The sequence below is a fragment of the Mycobacterium sp. DL genome, from assembly GCF_039729195.1.
Classification (GTDB): Bacteria; Actinomycetota; Actinomycetes; order Mycobacteriales; family Mycobacteriaceae; genus Mycobacterium; species Mycobacterium hippocampi_A.
On record NZ_CP155796.1, the window covers coordinates 4,536,233 to 4,562,197 of the forward strand.

General features: G+C 63.6%; 13 protein-coding genes. 12 read left to right on the forward strand and 1 reads right to left on the reverse strand.

All coding sequences use genetic code 11. The annotated features are described in order from the left end of the window. The first annotated feature begins 519 nt into the window (after window positions 1-519). Window positions 520-11,421: a hypothetical protein gene (locus tag ABDC78_RS21705; protein ID WP_347133188.1), complete on the forward strand. Its 10,902-nt coding sequence runs from the start codon at window positions 520-522 to the stop codon at window positions 11,419-11,421. A gap of 2 nt (window positions 11,422-11,423) precedes the next feature. Here the strand turns inward: ABDC78_RS21705 and ABDC78_RS21710 are convergent, their stop codons facing one another. Next, window positions 11,424-11,612, reverse strand: coding sequence for a hypothetical protein (locus ABDC78_RS21710; protein ID WP_178361541.1), 189 nt, complete (start codon window positions 11,610-11,612; stop codon window positions 11,424-11,426). A 528-nt stretch (window positions 11,613-12,140) separates the two neighbouring features. Between ABDC78_RS21710 and ABDC78_RS21715 the strand changes: the two genes are divergently transcribed. The 11 genes from ABDC78_RS21715 (at window position 12,141) to ABDC78_RS21765 (ending at window position 25,965) form a co-directional block, all read left to right on the forward strand. Next, entirely contained in the window at window positions 12,141-12,920 is a 780-nt protein-coding gene (locus tag ABDC78_RS21715) for a glycosyltransferase family 2 protein (RefSeq protein ID WP_178361964.1), read from the forward strand. An 86-nt stretch (window positions 12,921-13,006) separates the two neighbouring features. Then, a complete protein-coding gene (locus tag ABDC78_RS21720) occupies window positions 13,007-14,185 on the forward strand; it encodes a glycosyltransferase (protein ID WP_178361911.1) in 1,179 nt (392 codons plus the stop codon). Window positions 14,186-14,471: 286 nt separating this feature from the next. Continuing rightward, window positions 14,472-15,557 (forward strand): glycosyltransferase family 4 protein, encoded by a 1,086-nt coding sequence (locus tag ABDC78_RS21725; RefSeq protein WP_178361912.1) that lies wholly within the window; start codon window positions 14,472-14,474, stop codon window positions 15,555-15,557. A 97-nt stretch (window positions 15,558-15,654) separates the two neighbouring features. Further along, window positions 15,655-17,544, forward strand: a complete 1,890-nt coding sequence (locus ABDC78_RS21730) for a hypothetical protein (RefSeq protein WP_178361913.1) — start codon at window positions 15,655-15,657, stop codon at window positions 17,542-17,544. A 407-nt stretch (window positions 17,545-17,951) separates the two neighbouring features. Next, window positions 17,952-18,797, forward strand: a complete 846-nt coding sequence (locus ABDC78_RS21735; RefSeq protein WP_178361914.1) for a hypothetical protein — start codon at window positions 17,952-17,954, stop codon at window positions 18,795-18,797. Next, entirely contained in the window at window positions 18,794-20,176 is a 1,383-nt protein-coding gene (locus ABDC78_RS21740) for a polysaccharide biosynthesis C-terminal domain-containing protein (RefSeq protein WP_178361915.1), read from the forward strand. Before ABDC78_RS21735 ends, ABDC78_RS21740 begins: the two co-directional genes overlap by 4 nt. Then, window positions 20,176-21,570, forward strand: coding sequence for a glycosyltransferase family 4 protein (locus ABDC78_RS21745; protein ID WP_178361916.1), 1,395 nt, complete (start codon window positions 20,176-20,178; stop codon window positions 21,568-21,570). Before ABDC78_RS21740 ends, ABDC78_RS21745 begins: the two co-directional genes overlap by 1 nt. A gap of 26 nt (window positions 21,571-21,596) precedes the next feature. Further along, a complete protein-coding gene (locus tag ABDC78_RS21750) occupies window positions 21,597-22,349 on the forward strand; it encodes a polysaccharide deacetylase family protein (protein WP_256736441.1) in 753 nt (250 codons plus the stop codon). Further along, on the forward strand, window positions 22,349-23,605 hold the full coding sequence (locus tag ABDC78_RS21755) for a nucleotide sugar dehydrogenase (RefSeq protein ID WP_178361917.1): 1,257 nt from the start codon (window positions 22,349-22,351) through the stop codon (window positions 23,603-23,605). Before ABDC78_RS21750 ends, ABDC78_RS21755 begins: the two co-directional genes overlap by 1 nt. Before the next feature lie 48 nt (window positions 23,606-23,653). Beyond that, on the forward strand, window positions 23,654-24,706 hold the full coding sequence (locus ABDC78_RS21760; protein ID WP_178361918.1) for a hypothetical protein: 1,053 nt from the start codon (window positions 23,654-23,656) through the stop codon (window positions 24,704-24,706). Beyond that, window positions 24,691-25,965: an acyltransferase gene (locus ABDC78_RS21765; protein ID WP_256736442.1), complete on the forward strand. Its 1,275-nt coding sequence runs from the start codon at window positions 24,691-24,693 to the stop codon at window positions 25,963-25,965. Before ABDC78_RS21760 ends, ABDC78_RS21765 begins: the two co-directional genes overlap by 16 nt.

The following is a 25,965-nucleotide window of genomic DNA, read 5'->3' on the forward strand; positions in this document are numbered from 1 at the left end:
CGAGCGCATCGATCTGTGGAGCCAATTGGCGAACTTGGATGCCATACCGGGTGAGGCAACTCGTAGACGCTCGTCTCTGGCGCCAGATGTAGTGACGAGCGAGGTCAGGCTGCTGTCTGCGGCCGGTGGAACGGTTGCCGAGAAGTAATTTTTCGTCACCGATAATTTGCTGAAAGTTGCTTGTTCAGTAGATTAGTCAGCTTGTTTGCGGTGACACCGAAGCTTGCTGATTAGCGCAATAGTTGCGTGCGCAAATTTCTTTGCAAACTTTGTGATCAAGGTCACTTTTGTGATTTAGGCTCGGACTGCTGGGCGTGATCAGTGAACGTAGAGACCGCCCCTAGCAAACCATTATTCGGGAGTTTGAGCGAGTCGGGGACTGGCGATGGCGCTGCGTGCTTGCGTGATGAGCGGACGGCGCGGTGCAGGTTCCTCCCGAAATCCAGCGTGGCCCTTGTTATAGCCGCGCGAACATCAGCCGGCGGGGGGTTCGCAAGCAGAGCAAACGGAGGACAACGTATGTGTGCGACCCCAGCTCGTCATCGTGCGCAGCGCAAGGACACCCCTGACTGCGAGCGGGAGTTCTGGGCAGCACGAGACCTCGTCGAGAGTGCCGGGCAAGGTCGTTCGGCCAGGCATACGCGCAAAGTGCAGTCGTGGTACGCACCGCATATCGGCCGGGTGGGGGCGCTGGCCGTCTCCCTCGGTGTTGGCCTGGCCATCGCGAACACCGCCGGTGTCGCCTACGCGGACACCGACTCGGAATCGGTGTCGTCGAGAACAGAATCCGACGATGACTCCCCGTCCGCGGGCCCACGCAAGTCCTCAGCGACGGCTGGCAGCGAACCGAATGAAGAAACGTCGTCCGACGACGAATCCCCCGATGAGGACGCCGACGATGTTGCCGAGGACATCACCGAGGACATCACCGAGGACGAGGAGGTCCCGGACGGAGATGCCGAAGTCGAAGACCCTGGAGACGAGGGTCAATCCCCCGACGAGGAGGTCGACTCAGAGGAGGCGGTCGCCCCCGAAACAGAGCCGCCGTCCGGCGGGGTCTCCGATCTGCCCGTCGACTCTGATGACGCCCCTCAGGCGCCGCCCCTAACAGAACCAACCCCGACGCGCGACGTCGACGCCATCGTTGGAACTGACGCAGAGTCACCGGTCGACAGCGGTGACGAAGCGTCTGATCTCCAGATTGAAGGAGACGCACCAACCGACGACGGCAGGCCTCAGACCGAGATGGTTTCGCTGGAGACGTCGACGACCGACGATTCGGTCGCGTTGGCGCCGGCGGCATCGCCAACGGAAGTCGGCGTAGAAAACGTCAACATCGTCTCCGCAATGGTTGCCGGCGTCATCTCGCCGTTCGCAGACCCGGCGGCGCCAGCCCAAGTGCCGTGGTTCGACGCGCTGATGGCATGGGTTCGCAGGCAGATAACCCATACGTTCTTCAACAAGAGCCCGGTCATCGGCCCGATTACCACATCACAGATCGTCACCGGTCAGTTGCTCATCGACCTGAGCGCCTCAGACCCAAACGGTGACCCGCTGACCTATACCATCATTCAGCCGGAGAACGGCCTGGTCATCAGGGATCCCATCACCGGAACATTCATCTACACGCCCACCACGATCGTCACGGAACCCGTGACCGATACTTTCCAGGTCATCGTCAGTGACGACTCGGAGCACCTCAAAGGTATTGCAGGCCTCATCCAAGGCGTCTTCCACTGCGTGTTCCGGGCCATTGGACTTGCCGAGCCCGACAAGGTCACCGTCACGATTCCCGTCACGATCGATCCGCTAGTTCAGTTGCCCCCGGTTGTTGTGACCGTCGGCGCCCCCATCTATGCGCTGGGTTCCGATCCTGTCCAGTTGCTGTCCTCGGTGGTGATCACCGACGTCGACTCGACAAACCTGTCCTCCGCCACGGTGACGATAGCGACGGGCGCTCAGGATGGTGATGTCCTGGAATACGTTGCACCCGAAAGTAATCCCGTCGTGGGAGAGTGGGACGCGGAGACGAAGACTCTGACGCTCACGGGACCGGGAACCCTGGCGGAGTATCGGGAGGCGCTCAAGGCGGTTTCGTTCTTCACCACCGACGCCGGGATACCGCGGGGTGTCCTGATCCGTGTCACTGACGACACTGATGTCACAAGCCCGGTGCCGGGAGTCGCGACGATCGCAGTGATCGGTTTCCCACCATTGGTGGTGGTGTCGCCGGTAGCTTTGGGTTCCGCGGGGTCACCGGTGACGGTGTCGCCGGTTGTGGTGATCACCGACCTGGATTCGGAGGAGTTGGACTCGGCCACAGTCACTCTCACAGATCCTGCTGCTGGGGATTTGTTTGGCTGGGGTGATGTGCCGGCGGGTGTGACCGCCGGTTATGCCGGTGGGGTGTTGACGTTCACCGGGTCGGCGTCGGTGGCGGAATATCGTGACCTTCTCGCCTCGGTGACCCTGACATCGTCCAGTGCGGGTGTGAAGTTGGTGAACTTCGCCGTCGTTGATGGTGACGGTAATGCGAGTGTGGTGCCGGCGGCGACGGTGGTCACGGTATTGGGTCTGGCGGTGGAGGTCCCACCGTTGGTGATCGTGTCTCCGGCCGCCGCGGGCACGACCGGATCGCCGATCGCGGTGAGCCCGATTGTGGTGGTCACCGATTTGGATTCGGAGGAGTTAGATTCGGCCACGGTGACGTTGGCCGGTGCCGGTGCCGGCGTCGATGACGTCTTCGGCTGGGGGACCCTGCCCACCAACGTCGCCGCGACGGTGAACGGTGGGGTGCTGACCTTCACGGGGACTGCGTCGGTGGCCGAGTACCGGGACCTCCTCGCTTCGGTGACGTTGACCTCGGCCAGTGCGGGGTTGAAGTTGGTCAGCTTCGCGGTCGTTGATGGTGACGGTAATGCGAGTGTGGTGCCGGCGGCGACGGTGGTCACGGTGGTGGGTCTGGCGGTGGAGGTGCCGCCGCTGGTGCTTGTGTCGCCGGTCGCCGCCGGTGCTGCGGGGTCGCCGGTGACGGTGTCGCCGGTGGTGGTGATCACTGATTTGGATTCGGAGGAGTTAGATTCGGCAACAGTCACTCTCACCGATCCGGGAGGTGGGGATTCATTCGGATGGGGTGATGTGCCTGCGGGTGTGACCGCGGGTCTCGTCGGCGGAGTCCTGACGTTCACCGGGACCGCGTCGCGGTCGGACTATCAGGCGTTGTTGGAGTCAGTCACCCTGACGTCGTCGACCGCCGGTCTGAAGTTGGTGTCGTTCGCCGTCGTTGATGGCGATGGCAATGCCAGTGTGGTGCCGGCGGCGACGGTGGTCACGGTGGTGGGTCTGGCGGTGGAGGTGCCGCCGCTGGTGATTGTGTCGCCGGTCGCTGCCGGTGCTGCGGGGTCGCCGGTGACGGTGAGCCCGATCGTGGTGATCACTGATCTGGACTCCACTGAACTCGACTCGGCCACGGTCACTCTCACCGATCCAGGTGCGGGGGATTCGTTCGGGTGGGGGACGCTGCCGACTAATGTCGCCGCGACTGTCGCCGGTGGGGTTCTGACCTTCACCGGGACGGCGACGCGGTCGGAGTATCAGGCGTTGTTGGAGTCAGTCAGGTTGACGTCGTCGACCGCCGGTTTGAAGTTGGTCAGCTTCGCCGTCGTTGACGGTGACGGTAATGCGAGTGTGGTGCCGGCGGCGACGGTGGTCACGGTGGTCGGGTTGGCGGTGGAGGTCCCACCGTTGGTGATCGTGTCCCCGGCCGCCGCCGGTGCTGCGGGGTCGCCGGTGACGGTGTCGCCGATCGTGGTGATCACTGATTTGGATTCGGAGGAGTTGGATTCAGCGACAGTCACTCTCGCCGATCCGGGTGTGGGGGATTCGTTCGGGTGGGGTGATGTGCCTGCGGGTGTGACCGCCGGTTATGCCGGTGGGGTGTTGACGTTCACCGGGTCGGCGTCGGTGGCGGAATATCGTGACCTGCTCGCCTCGGTCACGTTGACGTCGTCGACCGCCGGTTTGAAGTTGGTCAGCTTCGCGGTGGTCGATGGTGACGGTAATGCCAGTGTGGTGCCGGCGGCGACGGTGGTCACGGTGGTGGGTCTGGCTGTCGAGGTGCCGCCGCTGGTGATCGTGTCCCCGGCCGCCGCCGGTGCTGCGGGGTCCCCGGTGACGGTGTCCCCGGTGGTGGTGATCACCGATCTGGACTCCACTGAACTCGACTCGGCAACGGTCACTCTCAGCAGTCCAGGTGTGGGGGATTCGTTCGGCTGGGGATCACTGCCGACCAATGTCGCCGCGACTGTTACCGGCGGGGTTCTGACCTTCACGGGGACCGCGTCGGTCTCGGACTATCAGGCGTTGTTGGAATCAGTCACCCTGACGTCGTCGACCGCCGGTTTGAAGTCGGTCAGCTTCGCCGTCACCGATGCTGACGGCAATGCGAGTGTGGTACCGGCGGCGACGGTCGTCACGGTGGTCGGGTTGGCTGTCGAGGTGCCACCGCTGGTTATCGTGTCCCCGGCCGCTGCGGGCAGCACGGGCTCACCGATCACGGTGAGTCCGATTGTGGTGATCACTGACCTGGACTCAGCGGATATCGAGTCAGCGACTGTCACGTTGGGCAGCGCGGCTGCCGGGGATTCGTTCGGGTGGGGTGATGTGCCGGCGGGTGTGACCGCGGGTCTGGTCGGTGGGGTGTTGACGTTCACCGGGTCGGCGTCGCGGTCGGAGTATCAGGCGTTGTTGGAGTCAGTCACGTTGACGTCGTCCAGTGCGGGTTTGAAGGTGGTCAGCTTCGCGGTGGTTGATGGCGATGGGAATGCGTCGACGGTGCCGGCGGCGACGGTGGTCACGGTGGTGGGTCTGGCGGTGGAGGTGCCGCCGTTGGTGATTGTGTCGCCGGCCGCTGCGGGTACGACCGGGTCCCCGGTGACGGTGTCGCCCATTGTGGTGATCACCGATTTGGATTCGGAGGAGTTGGAGTCGGCCACGGTCACTCTCACCGACCCCGGTGCGGGGGACTCCTTCGGCTGGGGGACCCTGCCTACCAGTGTCGCCGCGACGGTGACCGGCGGGGTGTTGACGTTCACCGGGTCGGCGTCGGTGGCGGAGTACCGCGACCTCCTCGCCTCGGTGACCCTGACGTCGTCGACCGCCGGTTTGAAGTCGGTCAGCTTCGCCGTCACCGATGCTGACGGCAGTGCGAGTGTGGTGCCGGCGGCGACGGTCGTCACGGTGGTCGGGTTGGCGGTGGAGGTGCCGCCGTTGGTGATCGTGTCCCCGGCCGCCGCCGGTGCTGCGGGGTCCCCGGTGGCGGTGTCGCCGGTTGTGGTGATCACCGATCTCGATTCCACTGAACTCGACTCGGCCACGGTCACTCTCAGCAGTTCGGGTGTGGGGGATTCGTTCGGGTGGGGATCACTGCCGACCAATGTGGTAGCGACTGTCACCGGTGGGGTTCTGACCTTCACGGGGACCGCGTCGGTCTTGGACTATCAGGCGTTGTTGGAATCAGTCACGTTGACGTCGTCCAGTGCCGGTTTGAAGTTGGTCAGCTTCACGGTGGTTGATGGTGATGGGAATGCGTCGACGGTGCTGGCAGCGACGGTGGTCACGGTGGTCGGGTTGGCGGTGGAGGTGCCGCCGTTGGTGATCGTGTCCCCGGCCGCCGCGGGCGTCATCGGGTCCCCGGTGACGGTGTCGCCGGTGGTGGTGATCACTGATTTGGATTCGGAGGAGTTAGCTTCGGCGACAGTCACTCTTACCGATCCGGGTGTGGGGGATTCGTTCGGGTGGGGTGATGTCCCTGCGGGTGTGACCGCGGGTCTGGTCGGTGGAGTCCTGACGTTCACCGGGACGGCGACGCGGTCGGAGTATCAGGCGTTGTTGGAGTCGGTGACCCTCACGTCGGCTACGGCGGGGTTGAAGTCGGTGACGTTCGCGGTGGTCGATGGTGACGGTAATGCGAGTGTGGTACCGGCAGCGACGGTGGTCACCGTAGTCGGTCTGGCTATCGAGGTGCCGCCGTTGGTGATCGTGTCCCCGGCCGCCGCTGGAACGACCGGCTCACCGATCACGGTGTCCCCGGTTGTGCTGATCACCGATCTGGATTCGGAGGAGTTGGATTCAGCGACAGTCACTCTCGCAGATCCGGGTGTGGGGGATTCGTTCGGGTGGGGTGATGTGCCTGCGGGTGTGACCGCGGGTCTCGTCGGCGGAGTCCTGACGTTCACCGGAACGGCGACGCGGTCGGACTATCAGGCGTTGCTGGAGTCGGTCACCCTGACGTCGTCGACAGTCGGTCTGAAGTCGGTCACCTTCGCCGTGGTTGATGGCGACGGTAATGCGAGTGTGGTACCGGCAGCGACGGTAGTCACGGTGGTGGGTCTGGCGGTGGAGGTTCCACCGCTGGTGATCGTGTCCCCGGCAGCCGCGGGCGCCACCGGGTCCCCGGTCACGGTGTCCCCGATTGTGGTGATCACCGACCTGGACTCCAGCCAACTCGACTCGGCGACAGTCACTCTCAGCAGTCCGGGTGTGGGGGACTCCTTCGGCTGGGGGACGCTGCCGGGCACTGTGGCTGCCAATGTTTCTGGTGGGGTTCTGACCTTCACGGGGACCGCGTCGGTGGCGGATTATCAGGCGTTGTTGGAGTCGGTGACGTTGACGTCGGCGACGGCGGGGATCAATTCGGTCACCTTCACGGTCATCGATGGTGACGGGAACACCAGTGTGGTGCCGGCGGTGACTGCGGTGACGGTGGTGGGGGTTCCGGGTGCGTCGGTGGCGCCGGTGTTGGTGGCCACGCCGATCGCGGCGGGGACGACCGGGTCCCCGATCACGGTGAGCCCGGTTGTGGTGATCACCGACCTGGACTCGGCGGAGTTGGAGTCGGCGACGGTGACGTTGTCCGGTGCCGGTATCGATGACGTCTTCGACTGGGGGTCGCTGCCGACCAATGTCGCCGCGACGGTCACTGGTGGGGTGGTGTCGTTTACGGGGACCGCGTCGGTCGCGGATTATCAGGCGTTGTTGGGGTCGGTGACGTTGACGTCGGCGACGGCGGGGATCAAGTCGGTCACGTTCGCGGTCATCGATGGTGACGGGAACACCAGTGTGGTGCCGGCGGTGACTGCGGTGACGGTGGTGGGGGTTCCGGGTGCGTCGGTGGCGCCGGTGTTGGTGGCCACGCCGATCGCGGCGGGAACCACCGGGTCCCCGATCACGGTGTCCCCGGTTGTGGTGATCACCGACCTGGACTCGGCGGAGTTGGAGTCGGCGACAGTCACTCTCAGCAGTCCGGGTGTGGGAGATTCTTTCGGCTGGGGGACGCTGCCGGGCACTGTGGCTGCCAATGTTTCTGGTGGGGTTCTGACCTTCACGGGGACCGCGTCGGTGGCCGAGTACCGGGACCTCCTCGCTTCGGTGACGTTGACGTCGGCGACGGCGGGGATCAAGTCGGTCACCTTCGCGGTCACCGACAGTGACGGCAATGAGAGTGTGGTGCCGGCGATCACGGCGGTGACGGTGGTGGGGGTGCCGGGTGCGTCGGTGGCGCCGGTGCTGGTAGCCACGCCGATCGCGGCAGGTACCACCGACTCGGCGATCACGGTGTCGCCGATCGTGGTCATCACCGACCTGGACTCGGCGAACCTGCAGTCGGCGACGGTGACGTTGTCCGGTGCCGGCATCGATGACGTCTTCGACTGGGGGACCCTGCCCACCAACGTGGCGGCCACGGTGACCGGTGGGGTGCTGTCGTTCACCGGGAACGCGTCAGTCGCGGACTATCAGGCGTTGTTGGAGTCGGTCACTCTCACCTCGGCGACGGCGGGGATCAAGTCGGTCACCTTCACTGTCACCGACAGTGACGGCAACACCAGTGTGGTGCCGACGATCACGGCGGTGACGGTGGTGGGGGTGCCGGGTGCGTCGGTGGCGCCGGTGCTGGTGGCCACGCCGATCGCGGCGGGAACGACCGGGTCGCCGATCACGGTGTCGCCGATCGTGGTCATCACCGATCTGGACTCCAGCCAACTCGACTCGGCGACAGTCACTCTCAGCAACCCCGATGTGGGGGACTCCTTCGGGTGGGGAACCCTGCCGACCAACGTCGCCGCGACGGTGACCGGTGGGGTGGTGTCGTTCACCGGGTCGGCGTCGGTGGCCGAGTACCGGGACCTCCTCGCTTCGGTGACGTTGACCTCGGCGACGGCGGGGATCAAGTCGGTCACGTTCACTGTCACCGACAGTGAGGGCAACACCAGTGTGGTGCCGGCGATCACCGCGGTCACGGTGGTGGGGGTGCCCGGTGCATCGGTGGCGCCGGTGCTGGTCGCGACGCCGATCGCGGCGGGAACGACCGGGTCGGCGTTCACGGTATCGCCGATCGTGGTGATCACCGATCTGGACTCCAGCCAACTCGACTCGGCAACAGTCACTCTCAGCAGTCCGGGTGTGGGGGATTCCTTCGGGTGGGGGACGCTGCCGGACACTGTGGCGGCCAGTGTTTCCGGTGGGGTGGTGTCGTTCACCGGGTCGGCGTCGGTGGCGGACTATCGGGCGTTGTTGGAGTCGGTCACTCTCACCTCGGCGACGGCCGGGTTGAAGTCGGTCACCTTCGCGGTCACCGACAGTGAGGGCATCACCAGTGTGGTGCCGGCGGTCACCGCGGTCACGGTGGTGGGGGTGCCCGGTGCATCGGTGGCGCCGGTGCTGGTGGCCACGCCGATCGCGGCAGGTACCACCGGGTCGCCGATCACGGTGTCGCCGATTGTGGTGATCACCGATCTGGACTCCAGTCAACTCGACTCGGCGACAGTCACTCTCAGCAGTCCGGGTGTGGGGGATTCCTTCGGCTGGGGATCGCTGCCGACCAACGTCGTCGCGACGGTGACTGGTGGGGTGGTGTCGTTCACCGGGTCGGCGTCAGTCGCGGACTACCAGGCGTTGTTGGAGTCGGTCACTCTCACCTCGGCGACGGCCGGGTTGAAGTCGGTCACGTTCACTGTCACCGATGGTGAGGGCAACACCAGTGTGGTGCCGGCGGTCACGGCAGTGACGGTGGTGGGGGTGCCGGGTGCGTCGGTGGCGCCGGTGCTGGTCGCGACGCCGATCGCGGCGGGAACGACCGGGTCGCCGATCACGGTGTCGCCGGTGGTGGTGATCACCGATCTGGACTCCAGCCAACTCGACTCGGCGACAGTCACTCTCAGCAATCCCGGTGTGGGGGATTCCTTCGGCTGGGGGACCCTGCCCACCAATGTGACTGCCAATGTTTCTGGTGGGGTGCTGTCGTTCACCGGGACCGCGTCGGTGGCCGAGTACCGGGACCTGCTCGCTTCGGTGACGTTGACCTCGGCGACGGCGGGGATCAAGTCGGTCACCTTCACGGTCACCGACAGTGACGGCAACACCAGTGTGGCGCCGGCGGTCACCGCGGTGACGGTGGTGGGCCTTCCGGTTTCTGCTGCCCCGATTGTCCTGACCTCCGTTGTCAACGTGTCCTATACCGCGGGGACAACCGGGGTCGCAATCGATCCCGGCGTGATCATCCTCGATGGCGATTCGACGACGATGACGGGCGCGACCGTGACGATCATCGACCCCCAAGTGGGCGATACGTTGGTTTATGGGCCGCTACCGACCGACGTGACCGCAGATTTTGACTCAGGTGTCCTGACGTTCGAGGGCACTGCATCAGTCAGTGATTACCAGCAACTTCTGCGGTCGGTGACGTTCTCGACGAACTCATCAGCACTGGCGACAATCAAGACCATCTCGTTCACCATCACAGACGACCAGCAAGGTGTGAGCTCCCCAGGGTTGGTCACCGTCACGGTGCTGTCGCTGCCCATCCTGGCCACGCCTGCTGTGGTGACTTCGGTGGTCAATGTCGCCTACACGGCTGGTGATTCAGCCATTGTCGTCGATCCAGGCCTGATTCTGCTGGATGCGGATTCGACGACCATGTCGGGTGCTGTAGTGGCCATCGTGGGCGGCGCAGCGGCCGGCGAAAGTCTCGGCTATACCCCGCAGGCGGGCATCAACGGCAGCTACAACGCAGGCGTCCTGACCTTTGACGGGGTCGCCTCCGTGGCCGCGTATCAACAGCTTCTTCGTTCCGTGACGTTCTCGACTGACTCCAATGCCCTGGCGACGATCAAATCCATCTCGTTCGTCGTCACCGACGACCAGGACAAGGTCAGTGCCCCTGCTCTCGTCGCGGTGACGGTCGTGACGTTGCCGCTGCAGATCGCGCCGCTGGTGACCACGTCGGTCGTCAACGTTTCATACACCGCGGGCAACAGCGCCATCACCGTCGATCCGTTGGTCAGTGTGCTCGATCTCGATTCGACCTCGCTGGAGGGAGCGACGGTCGAGATCACCGGTGGATTCGCAGCCGGCGACGTGCTGTCGTTCACGGCGCCGACCGGCATCACCGGCGCCTACAACAGCGCCGACGGAGTATTGACCCTCGAGGGGACGGCGAGCATCGCGCTCTACGAACAGGCACTGCGTTCTGTGACGTTGTCGACGGGTTCCGGTGCGATCGCGTCTCTGAAGACGGTGTCGTTCAGCGTGGTCGACGCTGAGGGAACGCCAAGCCTGCTGCCCGCCAACGTCGTGGTCACTGTGGTGGCGGCGCCGGTCAACTTGGCGCCATTGGTGGTGACGACCGCGTTGGGCCCGATCTACACCGCCGGAAACACCGCGGTAGATGTGAATCCTTTGCTCACCGTGCTCGACCTGGACTCGGCGACGCTGACGGGTGCATCGGTGGCGATCACCGGGAACTTCGCGTCGGGAGACCTCCTCGGATTCACCGCGGTTGCAGGCATCAGCGGTAGCTACGACGCAGCTACCGGAATCCTGACGTTCACTGGAAGCGGGACTCCGGCGCAGTACCAGCAGCTACTGCGATCGGTCACGTTCTCCACGAACGGAACTGCTCCGGCTGCCGTCAAGACGGTGACGTTCACTGTGACCGATCCGCAAGGCGCGACGAGTCTCCCAGCGGCAGCGCTGGTCACGGTGACGGCGAACTCCGCACCGATACTCACAGCGCCGCTGGGTGGCGGCCTGGTCCTCCTGGGGGCGCAGGTGCTGAGCTCCACCGCTGTGATCCTGGATGATTCGTCATATCTCGACCGGGCTGTCGTCACCATCACCAACGTTCAGAGCGGTGATTCACTGACGTTCACTCCTACGGGTTCGATCACCGGCGCGTACTCGGCCGGTGTACTGACGCTGACAGGATTGGGCACGGTGCTCGAATATCAAACGGTCATTCAGTCGATCAGGTTCTCGAAGTCGGTGCTCAATCTGCTCGGGTTCCGAAACATCACCATGGTCGTCCGGGACGCGCAGGGGCTCATCAGCAACACCACGTCGGGGACGATGACCCTGGTCCTCTGATTTCAGATCGCCGGTCCGAGAAGGTCGTCCGCGTCCTTGATCACATATCCGTAGCCCTGCTCGGCGAGGTATAGCTGCCGATGCGCGGGGGTCCTCAACGGAACCAAGACATGGGCCACCAACGGCGGCATCGCCAACGTCCACGTCGGCTCGGCATGTAGGCCGTCGCGCAGAAGTGGGGAGTAGACCATTGCGCCCGCCGGTCGCCGTATGACGGCTCAGTCGACGAAATGCCTCCGTCAGATCACACCAGCCCCATGAGGCTCGTCGACTCCCCGTCGGTGGCATGCCCGGGTCGCCAATATCGTTGCCACAGCCCAATGGCCGCATCGCGGAACCTGCAGGTCACACGTTATGTCACTTACCCGTGCGCGATGGAAAACTTTGACTTGTCAAACATCGCTAGATCTACTTCAGCTAATTTCCTGACGAGGCGGTGTGGATCCGAGAAACTAGCCACCAATCGCCATTAAGAGGCCTGTAACCAGTTCTTGTGGGTGATGTAAAGGGGTGCTACGGTTCGTTCCACGAGGGCGGGGAGGCCCGGGCATCCATAAATAGCTAATCAACTGTAATTCACTGTATTTGCAGCAACGGGTTTCCAGGGGGCGATAATGGCACAACAATCGACGGCAAACGGGCAGCAGCAACCGTCTGCTGAAGCGGATCTGAGGACCCCTAGGGTTGACGTTGCTGATCCGAGCGCGCTGCTCGGCGGCATGTCTGGCCAAGCGGCTCGATCGGCCACGTCACGGCCGGCGTCGACCGTCAGCCTGGTCATCCCGGTAATGAATGAGGCACGCAATATCGCCTGGGTACTCGAACAGATACCCGACGGCATCAGCGAGCTCATTTTGGTCGACGGGAACTCGACAGACGCGACCCTGATCACCGCGCGAAGTTGCCGCCCAGACATCAAGATCGTGCCCCAGGACGGAGTGGGCAAAGGGAGCGCCCTGAGGACCGGGTTCCTGGCGGCAACAGGCGACATCATCGTGATGATGGATGCGGACGGCAGCATGGCGCCCTCCGAAATCAAGCACTACCTGCATTTCCTCGCCAACGGATACGACTTCGTGAAGGGGTCGCGCTTTATTCCGGGCGGAGGATCGTTGGACATCACAGGCTTCCGGCGGCTGGGAAATCGCTTTCTGCTCGGTGTGTTCAACACCTTGTATCGGGCCGAACTCACCGACCTCTGCTACGGCTTCTGTGCGTTTCACCGTCGATACCTCGAACTCTTAGCGCTCTCGGCGACGGGCTTCGAGATCGAGGCCGAAATGGTGGTGCGGTCGATGCAGGCGGGCCTGCGAGTCGCAGAGGTTCCGAGTCTGGAGCTGCCAAGGCGAGCAGGCAAATCCAATCTCAATTCGATTCGAGATGGCATCAGGGTGTTGCGAACTGTGCTTCGAGGTCATCGTGCTGGGGTCAGCGGCTTTGTCGTACAAGCGATCCGCAAACAGGTTCATGCCGGCGAGCCCATCGGGAGAACGGCGTGACCGAATTGCACCCGAGGGGAGGCGAGCACCCCCAGGTCGGTCGCGTCACGTTGATAGTCGGTCCTGGGGACCGTTTTCTCTCAGGAGTGAGTTACTACACGGCGCTACTCACGTCGGCTCTGGCTGAGCAAGGACCGGTGGCGGTGCTGCTGCTGCGCAGGCTGTGCCCCCGCGCCCTGTACCCAGGTCGGGCGCGGGTGGGAAGAACGGACGGTGCGTTGCCGCTGCCGCAAGTCCCGGTTTTTAATGGGCTGGACTGGTTCTGGGGCTTCTCGGCGGTGCGTGCCTGGCGCTTCTGGCGAAGTATCCGACCCAGTGTGGTGGTCTTGCAATGGTGGACCGGGACGGTGCTTCACAGCTACTTGTCCATGGCCTGGCTGGCCAAACGAGCGGGCGCTCGACTCGTGATCGAGTTCCATGAGCTGCAAGATGTCGGAGAGGCGAGTTTGCCTCTGGCAGGGCGATATACACGCGCGGGCATGCAGCTCCTGCTGCGTCGCGCAGATGCCATCGTCGTGCACTCTGAATTCGATCAACACGAACTTCGGCGCGCCTATCCACAGTTCGCACAGTTGCCGATCGAAGTGATCCAGCATGGGCCATACACGCATCACGTAGGAACGGCGCAACCCGACGGTCGCGTCTCACAGCGACGCTGTCCGACGAAGCGGGGCGGTCCAATTCGCGTGCTCATCTTCGGAGTGGTGCGGCCGTATAAGGGCCATGCTGAGCTCGCGGCGGCGATTCCCATCCTCAAGGCGTCGGGTCTCGATATTCACCTGAGTGTCGTGGGCGAGGTCTGGCAGGACTACCGACGACCGCTGAAAGAACTGAGGGCGGCCCTTCCGGCAGATCGGCTGACGATAGTCGACCGGTACGTTGCCGACGATGAGGTTCCCGGGTTCTTCTCTGCCGCTGACCTTATCGTGCTTCCCTACCGCCGATCGTCGGCCTCCGGTCCGCTGCATATCGCAATGAGTTGTGGGCTGCCGGTAGTGACCACGTCGGTAGGTGGGCTTGTCGAGGCAACTGCCGGATACACAGGAGCTGTGCTCGTTTCTCCGTGTGATCCGACCGCTCTGGCTGAGGGGATTCGGAAGGCGCTGCCGCTCATAGGCATCACCCACACGGACCCGCATTCGTGGCGTTGGAGTGCTCAGCGGTATGTATCTCTGCTCAACCGAATCGACGCAGACTGGATCTGCAGCGCGCCAGTTGCAGAAAGTCGTGCGGAAGAAGCCAGTGTGCCGGTAGAGCTCGTATGAAGCGCTTCGCCCTGCGGGTCGGGCTCGTCATGCCGCGGTTCGCGCCATTCCGCAGTGGAACTGAGCTGCCGCTGATAGGCAAAGCACATGCAGACCCGCATTCGTGGCGCCGGAGCGCTGGGCGGTATGCAGATTCGTTGCACCGCAACGAATCAGAGTGTTGCAGCGAGTGCAGCACTGCTGCAGATCGGCCGTGGAGCACCAGCGTGCCGGGAGTCTTTGCATGAGGAAAGCTGCCCTGCGAGTGGGCGTTGTCGTGCCACGCTTCGCGCCATTCCGTGGTGGGATGGAGACCTATGTAGGATCCGCAGCCGCCGCTCTGGCTGCGGAAGGCGTTGAGGTGAGCGTCATTACACAGGCACCGCGCAGCGCCGCACTGCCCCGGCAGGAGATGCGCGATGGATACGCCATCGAACGTCACCGGCTGCCCGTGACCGACATTTATGACGTGCCCTCGCTGTCCGCCGCCCGCGCAGCGTCGAAGCGCGGACGCTTCGACGTGGTGTGGCTGCACAGCTACCACACGCCGTTGGCTTGGCTGGCGGCCGAGCAGGTGAAGGGGCCTATGGTGCTGACTCCGCACTACCACGGAGTCGGTCACACCCCGGTGCGCCATGCGCTGCACCGCGCCTACCGGCCCGCTGGTCGCCGCCTCATGGCGATGAGCCGTCGAATCGTGGTGGACACCGATAGCGAGGCGAGTCTGGTACTTCGGCATTTCGCCGGCCAGGTGCAGCGAGAACAGATCGCCATCATCCCCCCGGTGGTGACAGATCCGACGCGTGGACAACAACGGTCCAACGACCAGTCCAACATCGTACTGACTGTGGCGCGCCAGGAACCCTACAAGCGCACCGACTTACTTGTGCGCGCTGTAGCACTCCTGAATCAACGTAGGATTTCCGCCCGACTCGTTGTTGTCGGCGACGGCTCTGCTCTGGCTGCCTACCGAGGGCTCGCAGCACGGCTCGGGGTTGAGCATCTGGTGACATTCACCGGATCGGTGGACGACGAGACATTGGGACGCTGGTGGGCGTCGGCTTCGGTGTACGCGAGTGCAAGTCTGCAGGAGGCGTACGGCATTGGACTCGCCGGGGCCCTCTCGGCTGGTTTGCCGGTGGTCGCCAGCGCTATTCCCGCCCATTGCGAAGTGATAAGTCGCGCCGGGCCGGATGCGGCAACGCGGTTGTGCGGAGGTGATGTCTCCGATGCCGAGGCGGCCTCTCGATATGCCAATGCAATCGTCGAACTGCTCAGCCTGCATGACTCCCGTGAGAAGCGTGCAATTCGTTGCTCCCTACCCAGTTCAGCCGAGGTGGTCGAGCAGCTTCTTGAGACGCTGACTGCGGCGAGCGAGCGAGCGAGAATGTGAGCAGGCTTTGACTACCGTCACAATCTCGGCCTCGGCCACATCTGTGGACCGGCTGCCGAAATATGTTGTCTCACAACAGCAGCGCATGCTCATGTGGGTGGCCGCCGTCGCGGTCCCGACAGGGGCTACCCTGATCGTGTTCGCGTACCATCATGCAGCTGGATTGGCTGAGCCGGACGATCTCCAGTTCGCGCTGTACTGGGCAGGCTTCTTGGCAGGGATGCTGTCGCTCGCGGCTCTGGCATGCGCCCGGCGGACCGATGGTGTTACACGGGCCTGCGCACTTGCGGGCATCGGCCTGTTTGGGATGATCCCGAGGCTCCAGCGCTTCGGCCCTGCAGGGTCCGACGAGTTCATTCATCTGCGCCAGACCATGGAGGCGTTTTTCGACGGCGAGGTCGGCCACACCCTATTTCTCCTGCCGATCAGCGAGGAGTTCTTCGGCCTTCACCAACTGACCAGTGCGTTCGCGAGGCTGACGGGCTTCCCGGTGTGGTACGCCGCCATGACCGTGATCCTCCTTGCGCACGTCCTGTCAGTGCTCGCCATATACCAGCTCTGCCGAACCGTGGGTGTACCCGCACCGGGGGCGGCCGTGGGCGCGATCATGTACACGCTCAATCCCTCTTGGTTGTTCTTCAACGCCGCATTCTCATACGAGAGCGTGGCGCTGCCGTTGGCCCTTTGGTGCCTCGCCGCAACGGTGGCGGCTGGCCGGGCCACGAATAAACCGGCCGGGCGACCTATCGCCGCGGCGTTGCTCTGTGTGTTTGTACTGCCGATCGTGCATCACCTGAGCACGATCATGCTGTGCGTGATTCTGGCGCTGCTCATCGCGGCCCGCTTCGCCTACTGGTTCCCTCGAACCATAGTCGGTGGCCTCGGCGCAAGCCGTGAGCGCCTGTGGCCGTTGGTACTCATCTGGTGCAGCCTGCTCGCATCAATCCACCTGTGGTGGTCCGAGAAGTACGACTGGCTGCTTTCGTATCTCAGCCCCGCCTGGACCGAGGGTCTTTCGCAGCTCGGGAAGATCCTGGACGGCATCGGTCGGTCCGCTGGCCAGCGGTCGCTTTTCGGCAACTCTCTGAACCCGATCTACGAGGTCGTCTCCGGCTACCTCTACCCGTTTGTGGTGCTGGCGCTCTTCCTCTGGTCGCTCGTGGTGCTGTGGCGCCATCGACGCAACGTCGGAACAACCCTGTGGGCCTTCGCAGTTCTGGGCGCGATGTTCTTCGCAAGCATGCCGATGCTGTTGACACATGGAGGCGCTGAGGGAGCCCACCGGTCGTGGGGTTACAGCTTCATCGGCATCGCGGTCGTCTGCGGCATGGCCTGGTCGTACGGGCCACGCTCCAAAATGACAGTCACCAAACCATTTCGATCATTCGTCGGCGCACTGGGCCGTCCCGGAGTCAGGGCTGGCGCCGCGTGCGCGGTCTTCACCGTATTGGCCTTTGGTAGCGCGACGCTGGGCGTCAATCTCTCGACTCGATTTCCGGGAACCGCGAATGTCGGTGACGATGCGCGGTCGATGTCGAAGGAAGGCATGGCGGTGGCTGCGTGGATGGCAGCACACGCGCCGGTCGACACCCCAGTCCTGGGGGACCGGTATGTGTCGCTGCAGATCGGCTCCCTGGGGCGCATGTCGGCGTTGCGGCCCAGTGCAAACTTCCCCATCTGGGACCTGTACATGAGTGCAGCGCCGGTACGTCCGGAAGTTCTCAAGCAGATCTGGGATTCCGACATCCGTTATTTCGTGGTCGACTCGCGGATGGCAACAACCCGTCCTCGATTGGGATACTGGTTCACGCGAAACGAACCCGGGGTTCGCAGTGACGACGTGTTTCCGCAAGCGGCACTCGATCGGTTCAATTGTCTGCCGTGGTTGCAGGGGGTATTTGCCGCAGGTCCTTTGACCGTCTACGAGGTCAACGGCGACACGTTGCGCCGCACCGCGGCAGGTACCTGCGAGGTGCGGACGGAATGAAGGAGATGCTGAGCGATCTGCAGTCCGGTGGCGGCGGAATCGCCCGAACCGACCACGAAGTAGATGAACAGTCGATACCGGGCAGCACGACAGTGGGTGGGTCCCCTGAGATATCGACGGAGCCACGCACAGTCCCTTCCGGTCGTGCTCCGCGGCGCCGACGTCGGCGCCGTTGGCACGACACGGTCTTGGCCGGGATCGGCGCTCCTGCCGAATACGCTGGACAACAGGACCGGGTACTCCGCTTGCGGCTATGTGCCTGGACCATGATCGGGATTGTGTGTCTGGTTGCAGCGCAATGGCTTCAACCCGACCAAGGCTCACTGTTTGCCTTTCCGTCCAGTCCCGCGGCCGCGATCTCCTTGGTCTTCGGCTTCATCGGCCTATGGCTAGTTCCTGGGTTGTGGATGTCCGCAGTCGTGATGCGCACTGGTGCCGGACCTGCGGCGTGGATGGGGACCCGAATCGCAACGACGCTGATCTGGTACTCGGCGGTGGGTCCGGTCATTCATCAGGTCGGCCAAGGGGCAAGGGTCACCACCGGCGGCATAGTGCTGGCGACGACGGCGACCACCGCATGCGTCGCCCTTGGTGTTCTGCTCGGCTTGTCACGCCGGCCCATGCGTCGCTGGCTGCGAATCCTCTTGCCCGCAGTAATTGGCGCGGCCTGTGCTCAGGTTGTCATCTCGGCGTCGATGTGGTTCTGGACCCACGACATGAACTACGCACACATCCGGCGCCTGGAGTGGTTGATCGCATTCGGCTGCGCGATCCTCGTGACCGTCGGAGCGCTGTTACGTCCCAAATTGCCGCAGACGCGGACGATCGCCAACACTCGCGCTGTCCTGTTCTCATTCGGGGTGGTTGTGGCAACCTGCTTGTCGCTGGCGGTGGCGAACATGAATTGGTCACCAGCGCAACGGATGCCGTCAGCTTTTGGGATCGAACAGGTCCCTGCTCTACCGGGGGCCGATTTGGCGTTCTCGTTGACCGCGATCGGCGCGGAGGGCCCCCGGCTCATGCGACAAGCCGAGTTCAGTGCCGCCGATGAATCCGGACGGCCGGTGCCCGTCCAGTTGCGGTCGGTGGGCGCCGACGGCACGGCAAGTCGTGCGGTGTTGCTGGTCGAAATGCCACCGGGCAGTCAATCGGTGTTGTGCCGGCCAGATCGACCGGCCAAAATCACCGTCGGCGATCGGATCACCGGGGTGCGAATGCAGGCCGTGATCCCGGAGCGGTGGTGTGCCGGATGACGGTGTCCCGCCCTGAAGTGGCCCGTGGCCTGCTGGGCAACAGCGTCGCGCTCCTGGCAACGACCCAGATCACGGCATTGCTCGGTTACGCGTTCTGGATGCTCTGCGCCCATTGGGTTCCCGCAAGTGTCATCGGTATCACCAACACGGTCATTGCGGCGATGACCCTGGTTGCAATCCTGGCTGTCGCGGGTTACATCCCGATGTTGCCTCGCCTGCTACCGGGAGCCACCGCTGAGGAACGCAGTGGCGTCTGCAGTGCAGCATTCGTTCTGACCGTCATTGTGTCAGGTCTGGTGGGTGTTGCGGCGGCGCTACTGCTTCCGCAGCGTCTCCACGCCGCAGTCGGCACCGGATGGTTGATGGTGCTGGTGAGCACTGGCGCGGTGGGTACCGCCATGCTGCTTGTGATCAACGCAGCGCTACTGGGCGTCCGCCGGGCCGATCTCTCCCTGTTGGGCAGCGTCGCCGCCAGCCTGGCCCGGCTCATAGTCATTGCGGCGATCGTGACCTCGGGTGTGGCCGCCGCTGGTGCCGGCACGAGTTCCGTTCACACCATTCTCATCGTGTGGATAGTCTCTCTCTGGATATCCGGAGTCCTGTCCATCTGGTTGCTCGTCCGCGCGGCACCTGGCTTTCGTTTCAGTCCCGGCCCGATGTGGTTCTCTCTTGTGTGGCGCTCAGTCGCCTGGGACCACGTAGCCACGCTCGCGCTCAGGGCACCGGCCTTGGCGTTACCGATCCTCGCCTCCGCGCATCTGCCGCCCACCGAGGTCGGATACCTGGTGGTGGCGGTGATGATCGCCAGTGCTTTTCTCGCGGTGCCCGGCGCCGTATCCAACGCCTTGCTGGCGGACTGCGCCGACGATCCGGCAAGGCTCCGAGCACAGACGCGACGTGCTCTGTGTTTCGCCGCCGTGCTGTTGATTCCCCCCGTCATAATCACCTGCCTGCTGGCTCGGGTGGTGCTGGGTCTCTTTGGTTCCGGCTATGCCGACTACAGCTTGGTGCTCATCCTGCTTCTGTTGTCCACCTTCCCCGATGCGCTGATCAACGTGGCGCTCGCGGCCCTGCGGGTGATGCGCCGACTAACTGAAGTCGCCGTCGTAACCGTGTTGGGGGCCACCATCACCATCGGTGGGACGTGGCTGTTGATGCCGAGTATGGGTGTGAGCGGGGCGATCGTGGCCCTGTTCGCTTCGCAGGCGATCGCGTTAGCCGCATTGTCTGCCACGCTGGTGCGTGGCTCCCCGGTCTCGGCCGAAAATGTCTCTGGCGAACACAAAGACGCGCCCGGTCTCAGCGGCGATGAGTCATCGGAGATCGTTGCCTCGGGCCAGCTGTCGAATCGACGCCGAGATCGAGTAGGTCGGAAATGATGTCAGCCCCAGGGACCGAGAACATGGCGCCGTACCCGGATGACGCAAGCGAACCGCTCGATGGGCTGAGAATCCTGCACGCCATGGACAGCTTCCTGCCCAATGTCGGCGGGCTCGAGCTCTCGATTGCGGCACTGGCCCGGATGCAAGCGAGGCGTGGCCGGGTGGTCGCGATGGCGACTGCCCGGCACCCGGGTGCGTCGGACCGAGAAGATATGGACGGCGTCGAAGTGCATCGGCTTCCGATGGCGATGGCTCACCTGCCGGGAGCCTATGCCTCACCGACGCATCTCTTTTTTCCACCTGTCCCAGATCCGTTGTTCGCACGCGCATTTGCCGAGATCATCCGCCACTTCCGCCCGGATGTGATCCACGTGCGGGGGTGGATTCTCTACAGTGTGCTCGGTCCTGCGCATCGTGCGGGCGTCCCCGTTGTCGCGAGCGCGCACGACCACGGTCAGGTGTGTTCCACCAAGATCATGTTGCACCATGGGAGCAGCCTCTGTTCCGGACCGGAGCTCGGAAAGTGCATCAGCTGCGCCCGCTCGCACTACGGACTCAAGGGCATTCCACTGGCGGCCGGTCTGCATCAGCTGGGCTCGCGGCGGCATCGCGAGGTCGCGCAATGGACGGCCACCTCCTCCGCTCTCGCTGCTCGCGGTTCGGCGCCTCGTCCCGCTGACCGCGGCGTGATGACAGTGATCCCGACGTTCATCGACGATGACCTGCTCGCCCTTGCCAGTGACGAGCGGACCGCCGAGCGGCCCGACTTCGTCCCACAAACGGGGCCCTACCTGTTCTACGCGGGAGCGCTCGGGGCATACAAAGGTGTCGATGTGCTGCTCGATGCTCACGCTCGCCTCCGCGCGGACGGGATCAAGGTTCCGCTCGTTCTTGCGGGGCTGCCACGAGACGATTTCCCGTTGGAAGAGCGGCCCGGGGTCGTTGTCGCGACGAACATCCCGCAACAGGCGGTGGTCGCCGCGTGGCGGCACGCCATAGCCGGCGTCGTGCCGAGCGTGGTTCCCGAGGGGTTCGGACGCGTCGCAGTGGAATGCCTTGCGGCGGGCACACCCTGCGTGGTGTCGGCGCTTGGCGGTCTGTTGGACATCGTCACCGACGAAATCGACGGGCTACATGTACCACCCGGCGACGCGGCCGCACTGGCCGGCGCAATACGGCGCCTGCTCGGTGACGAGGCTCTGCGGTCCCGGCTGGCTGCGGCGGGGCCGGCGAAAGCGGCCAGCTTCACGTTGTCACAGGTGGCGCCTCGAGTCGATGCCGTTTACCTGCAGGTCCTCGCCGACGCCGACAAGAGCCAGGAATCCAGCCCGAGAACTCGGTCCGGGAGAGGAAATCGATGTCGAAACCCCGCTGCAGCAGAGGTGGTGTGAACATGGGACCTTCGACCACTGCAGGCATGCCTGTGACCGCAGAGTTGACCGCCATACCCATGGTGTGGATGTACCACTCGATTGCGCTTTACAGCGAGGATCCCTACGAGGTCACCATGACCCCGCAGCGGTTCGAGAAGCAGATGCGGTGGCTTCGTAGAAGAGGTCTGCGGGGCGTTTCGATGGGAGAGTTGCTCCAGGCGAAGGCAGCGGGCCGGGCACGCCGGCTGGTCGGGTTGACCTTCGACGATGGCTACCAGGACTTCCTCACGACTGCGATGCCATTGATTCAGCGATTCGGTTTCACCGCAACAGTATTCGTCCTTGCGGGGCGGCTCGGCGGCGAGAATGAATGGAGTAGGCCCGGCCCGGCCAAGGCGCTGTTGACCGCTGATGAGGTAGGCGAGATTCACAAGGCAGGAATGGAAATCGGCTCACACGGACTGAAGCACATCTCGTTGGTGGGTGCCGACGACGCGCAGTTGCGTGATGAGGTCGTGCGTAGTCGGGCGATCTTGGCGGACCTACTCGGGTGGCAGGTACGAGGGTTCTGCTATCCCTATGGGTCTCTGGATGCCCGCGTCGTGGAAGCTGCTCGGACCGCGGGTTACGACTACTCCTGTGCGGTCAGACCAACCCAATCCATTGGTCGCCAGGCTATTCCGCGGACTTTGGTGCACGAGGGCGACACAGCGCTGCGACTGTACGCCAAGCACCTGGTCTCAACACTCGCCGTCGGCAATCGCTACGGTGTTCGGCGCTACCGAGGAGTGCAATGATGCGCGTAGTAGTCGTGGGCCAGGGATACGTGGGCCTTCCGTTGTCGGTCCGCGCCGCACAGGTCGGCCACCAGGTCGTCGCGTACGACATCGACGAGATTCGGATAAAACGGCTCCTCACCGGCGAGTCCTACATCGAGGACATCTCCGACGAGGACCTGAATGCAATATTGGCGGCCGGCACTTTTCTTCCGTCGTCCGAAGCGCGCGCATGTGCAGCCTTCGACGTCGCGGTCATCGCAGTACCCACACCGCTCCGTGACGGCGCACCCGATCTCTGCTACATCGAACAGTCCGCGCACACGCTCGCGCGCTACCTACGACCCGGGGCGACCGTCATCGTGGAGTCGACGACGTACCCGGGAACCACCCAGGAACTGGTCGGCCCCATCCTCGAAGATGGCTCTGGATTGTTCGTCGGCACCGACTTTCACCTCGGGTACAGTCCCGAACGCATCGACCCCGGCAACACCACCTGGACTCTCGTCAACACGCCGAAGATCGTCTCGGGAGTGGACGAAGCATCTTTGGCAGCCGTTCGGGAGTTCTACGAAACCATCGTGGAGCAGACGATCCCGGTGGTTTCTCCGCGGGAGGCGGAGTTGGCCAAATTGTTGGAGAACACGTTCCGGCACGTGAACATCGCCCTTGTCAATGAGATCGCAATCTTCGCACACGAACTGGGTATCGACGTGTGGGACGCGATCGACGCGGCGTCGACCAAGCCGTTCGGATTCATGCGCTTCACGCCCGGACCGGGCGTCGGTGGGCACTGTCTGCCGATCGACCCGTCCTACCTGTCGTGGTGTGTCGAGCGGACGCTGGGCCACAACTTCCGATTCGTCGAGTTGGCAAACGACATCAACGAACATATGCCTGATCATGTGGTTCGGCGAATCACGATGGCACTCAACGAGGAAAGGCGCTCGGTCAACGGATCCCGCATCCTGCTGCTTGGCCTGTCGTACAAGAAGAACACCGGCGATGCGCGTGAGTCGCCGTCGGTGCGGGTCGCGCAGCTTCTCGCAGCGATGGGCGCGGAGGTACTCGGTGCCGATCCCCACATTGTGGAGGCGACCACCATCGACGGTCTGGTCAGCCGTGTCGAAGCCACCCCGGAGGTGTTGGCGTCTGCTGATGCGGTGGTTTTGCTGACCGACCACGACGAGTTCAACTTCGACGAGATCGTCGCTCATTCGAAGTTGATCCTGGACTGTCGCCATCGGCTGAGGGGTCCTCATGTCGAGCATCTGTGACAAAGAGGGTTGCTATGGGACAACGCCGTCGTGGATGAGGACCGGCCGATGAACCAGACGAAGAGGGGGCGCCACGCGTCCAGACTCACTCGAATTGTGGTCGCGTCGTTACTGTTGGCAGCCGCGGTGCTGGGTCTGTTGATCGATTCGCGCACTGCGCCCGTGAAAGCCCAAGCCCCGCCGCAGCAGCGAGGATTTGCGCTGCCGTCCTGGCAGGTGAACGGCTATGACGGCCCGGACGTGGAGCAGTCTCTGCAGGAAGTGAAGGCTGTGGGCGCCACGTGGGTTCAGTTCACTCCCACGTGGTTTCAGCAGAACAGGCATTCGAACGAGGTCACCAGAACGGTCGAGACGGTCAGTGATTCAGGTGTTGAGCGGGCGATCAGGCTCGCCCACCAACAGGGTCTGAAGGTCTTTCTCAAGCCCCACGTCGACCTACCGGTGCCCGGCCAGGACAGTCGTAACAACATCGTTCCCGCAGATCGCGAGGCGTGGTTCGCCTCGTACACGACGTTCATCACCCACTACGCGGCGATGGCGCAGCGCCTGGAAGTCGAACAGTTCGCTATGGGTACCGAGTTGTCCTCGATTAGCAACGACCGCCCCGCCTGGATGCCGGTGATCCAAGCGGTGCGCGATGTGTACGACGGCGTCGTGTTGTATGCCGCAGGGCGTGATTACGCGACAGTTTCATTCTGGAATGCAGTCGACATGATCGGCATTGACGCGTACCTGCCACTGGGGACAACGTCCACCACCGATACGCGGTTGCTGCAGGAGGCGTGGCAGCCCGCCGTTGGTGTTCTGGCGGCACTGTCGGCGCAGTACGACCGCAAGGTCGTGTTCACCGAGGCCGGCTACACAAGCCAGCAGGGCACCATCACCGATCCCTCGAACTGGCGGATCAGCACCATTATCAACGAGGCTGAGCAAGCTGCGGCCTATCAGGCGCTTCTGGCGACGTTCAGTGGGCAGCCATGGTGGGAAGGCGTGTACTGGTGGGTCTGGATCACCCCGCCCTACAGCCTGGCCGAAGCCCACGATTTCTCACCCAAAGGCAAGGCTGCTGAACAGGTGATACGCCGATGGTGGGCGACATGACACAGAGATATGCCGCCGACTCCGAAAGTTCTTCTTCGCCGGCGGGGCAAGTCGACAGCTCCCCGGATGGGCTGAGTCGTGTCGGGCCAACGCGCGCTCAGTTTCGGCCAGACATCGAGGGCATGCGGGCGATCGCGGTCTTCCTGGTGATACTTTTTCACGCTTACCACCTGCCATTCACCGCCGGGTTTGTCGGGGTGGATGTGTTTTTCGTGATCTCTGGTTTCCTGATCACGAGCCTGCTTCTCAGAGAGCAGACGCGTGTAGGCCGAATCTCGCTGTCCGGTTTCTACGCCAGACGCACCAGGCGGATACTGCCAGCCTCCACTTTGGTGGTGCTCGTGACGTTGTTCGCCACCTATCACTGGCTCGGGTTCATTGCCGGGAACAGTGTGGCCAACGATGCCAAGTGGACAGCGATTTTCGGGGCCAACCTCCATTTCGGTTGGGTCCGCACCGATTACTTCGGAGCGCAGTCGCCGCCGTCGCCTCTGCAGCACATGTGGTCATTGGGCGTCGAGGAGCAGTTTTACGCCGTGTGGCCGGGTTTATTGTTGATTGTCGCTCTGCTCGCACGCGGTGCGCGTTATCGCAGGGTGTTGGCCGCGGCGGTTTCGGTGATCATCGCAGCCTCGCTGATCTGGTCCGTGGCCCAAACCTCGGTCAATCAAACATGGGCGTACTTCTCACCGTTGACCCGGGCGTGGGAGTTGGCGCTGGGGGCGCTCGTCGCGGTTTTGGCTCCGTCGATCGCGAGACTGAGACCTGCATGGGCCGCACAGGCTCTGGCTGTCCTTGGACTAGCCGGAATCTTCATCTCCGCAATAGTTTTCACTTCAGAAACTCGTTACCCGGGATACGCCGCCATTCTGCCGGTGGTCGGAAGTGCGGTGTTGATCGCCGCCGGATGCGCAAATCAGGAGACCTTCGTCGGACGGATCCTGTCGGCGCGACCGATGCAATGGGTTGGGGCCCGGTCGTACTCGTTGTACCTGTGGCACTGGCCACTTCTGATCATCCCTGCGCAATATGCGGGCAGAGATCTGAGCGTGCTCGAGAACACCGGCTTGGTGCTGGTCACCGTAGTGGCATCGGCAGCAACCTATCGGCTTGTCGAGAATCCGGTGCGGCGAGCCGGGATGTTCACCTCACGCACCGGAATGACTCTGATTTTGGGGGCGATCCTAGTGGCAGTGACGATCCTGCTGGCGCAGTGGCAGCTCGCCTCCCACTACGGAACCTGGAACGTTTTCGTCTAA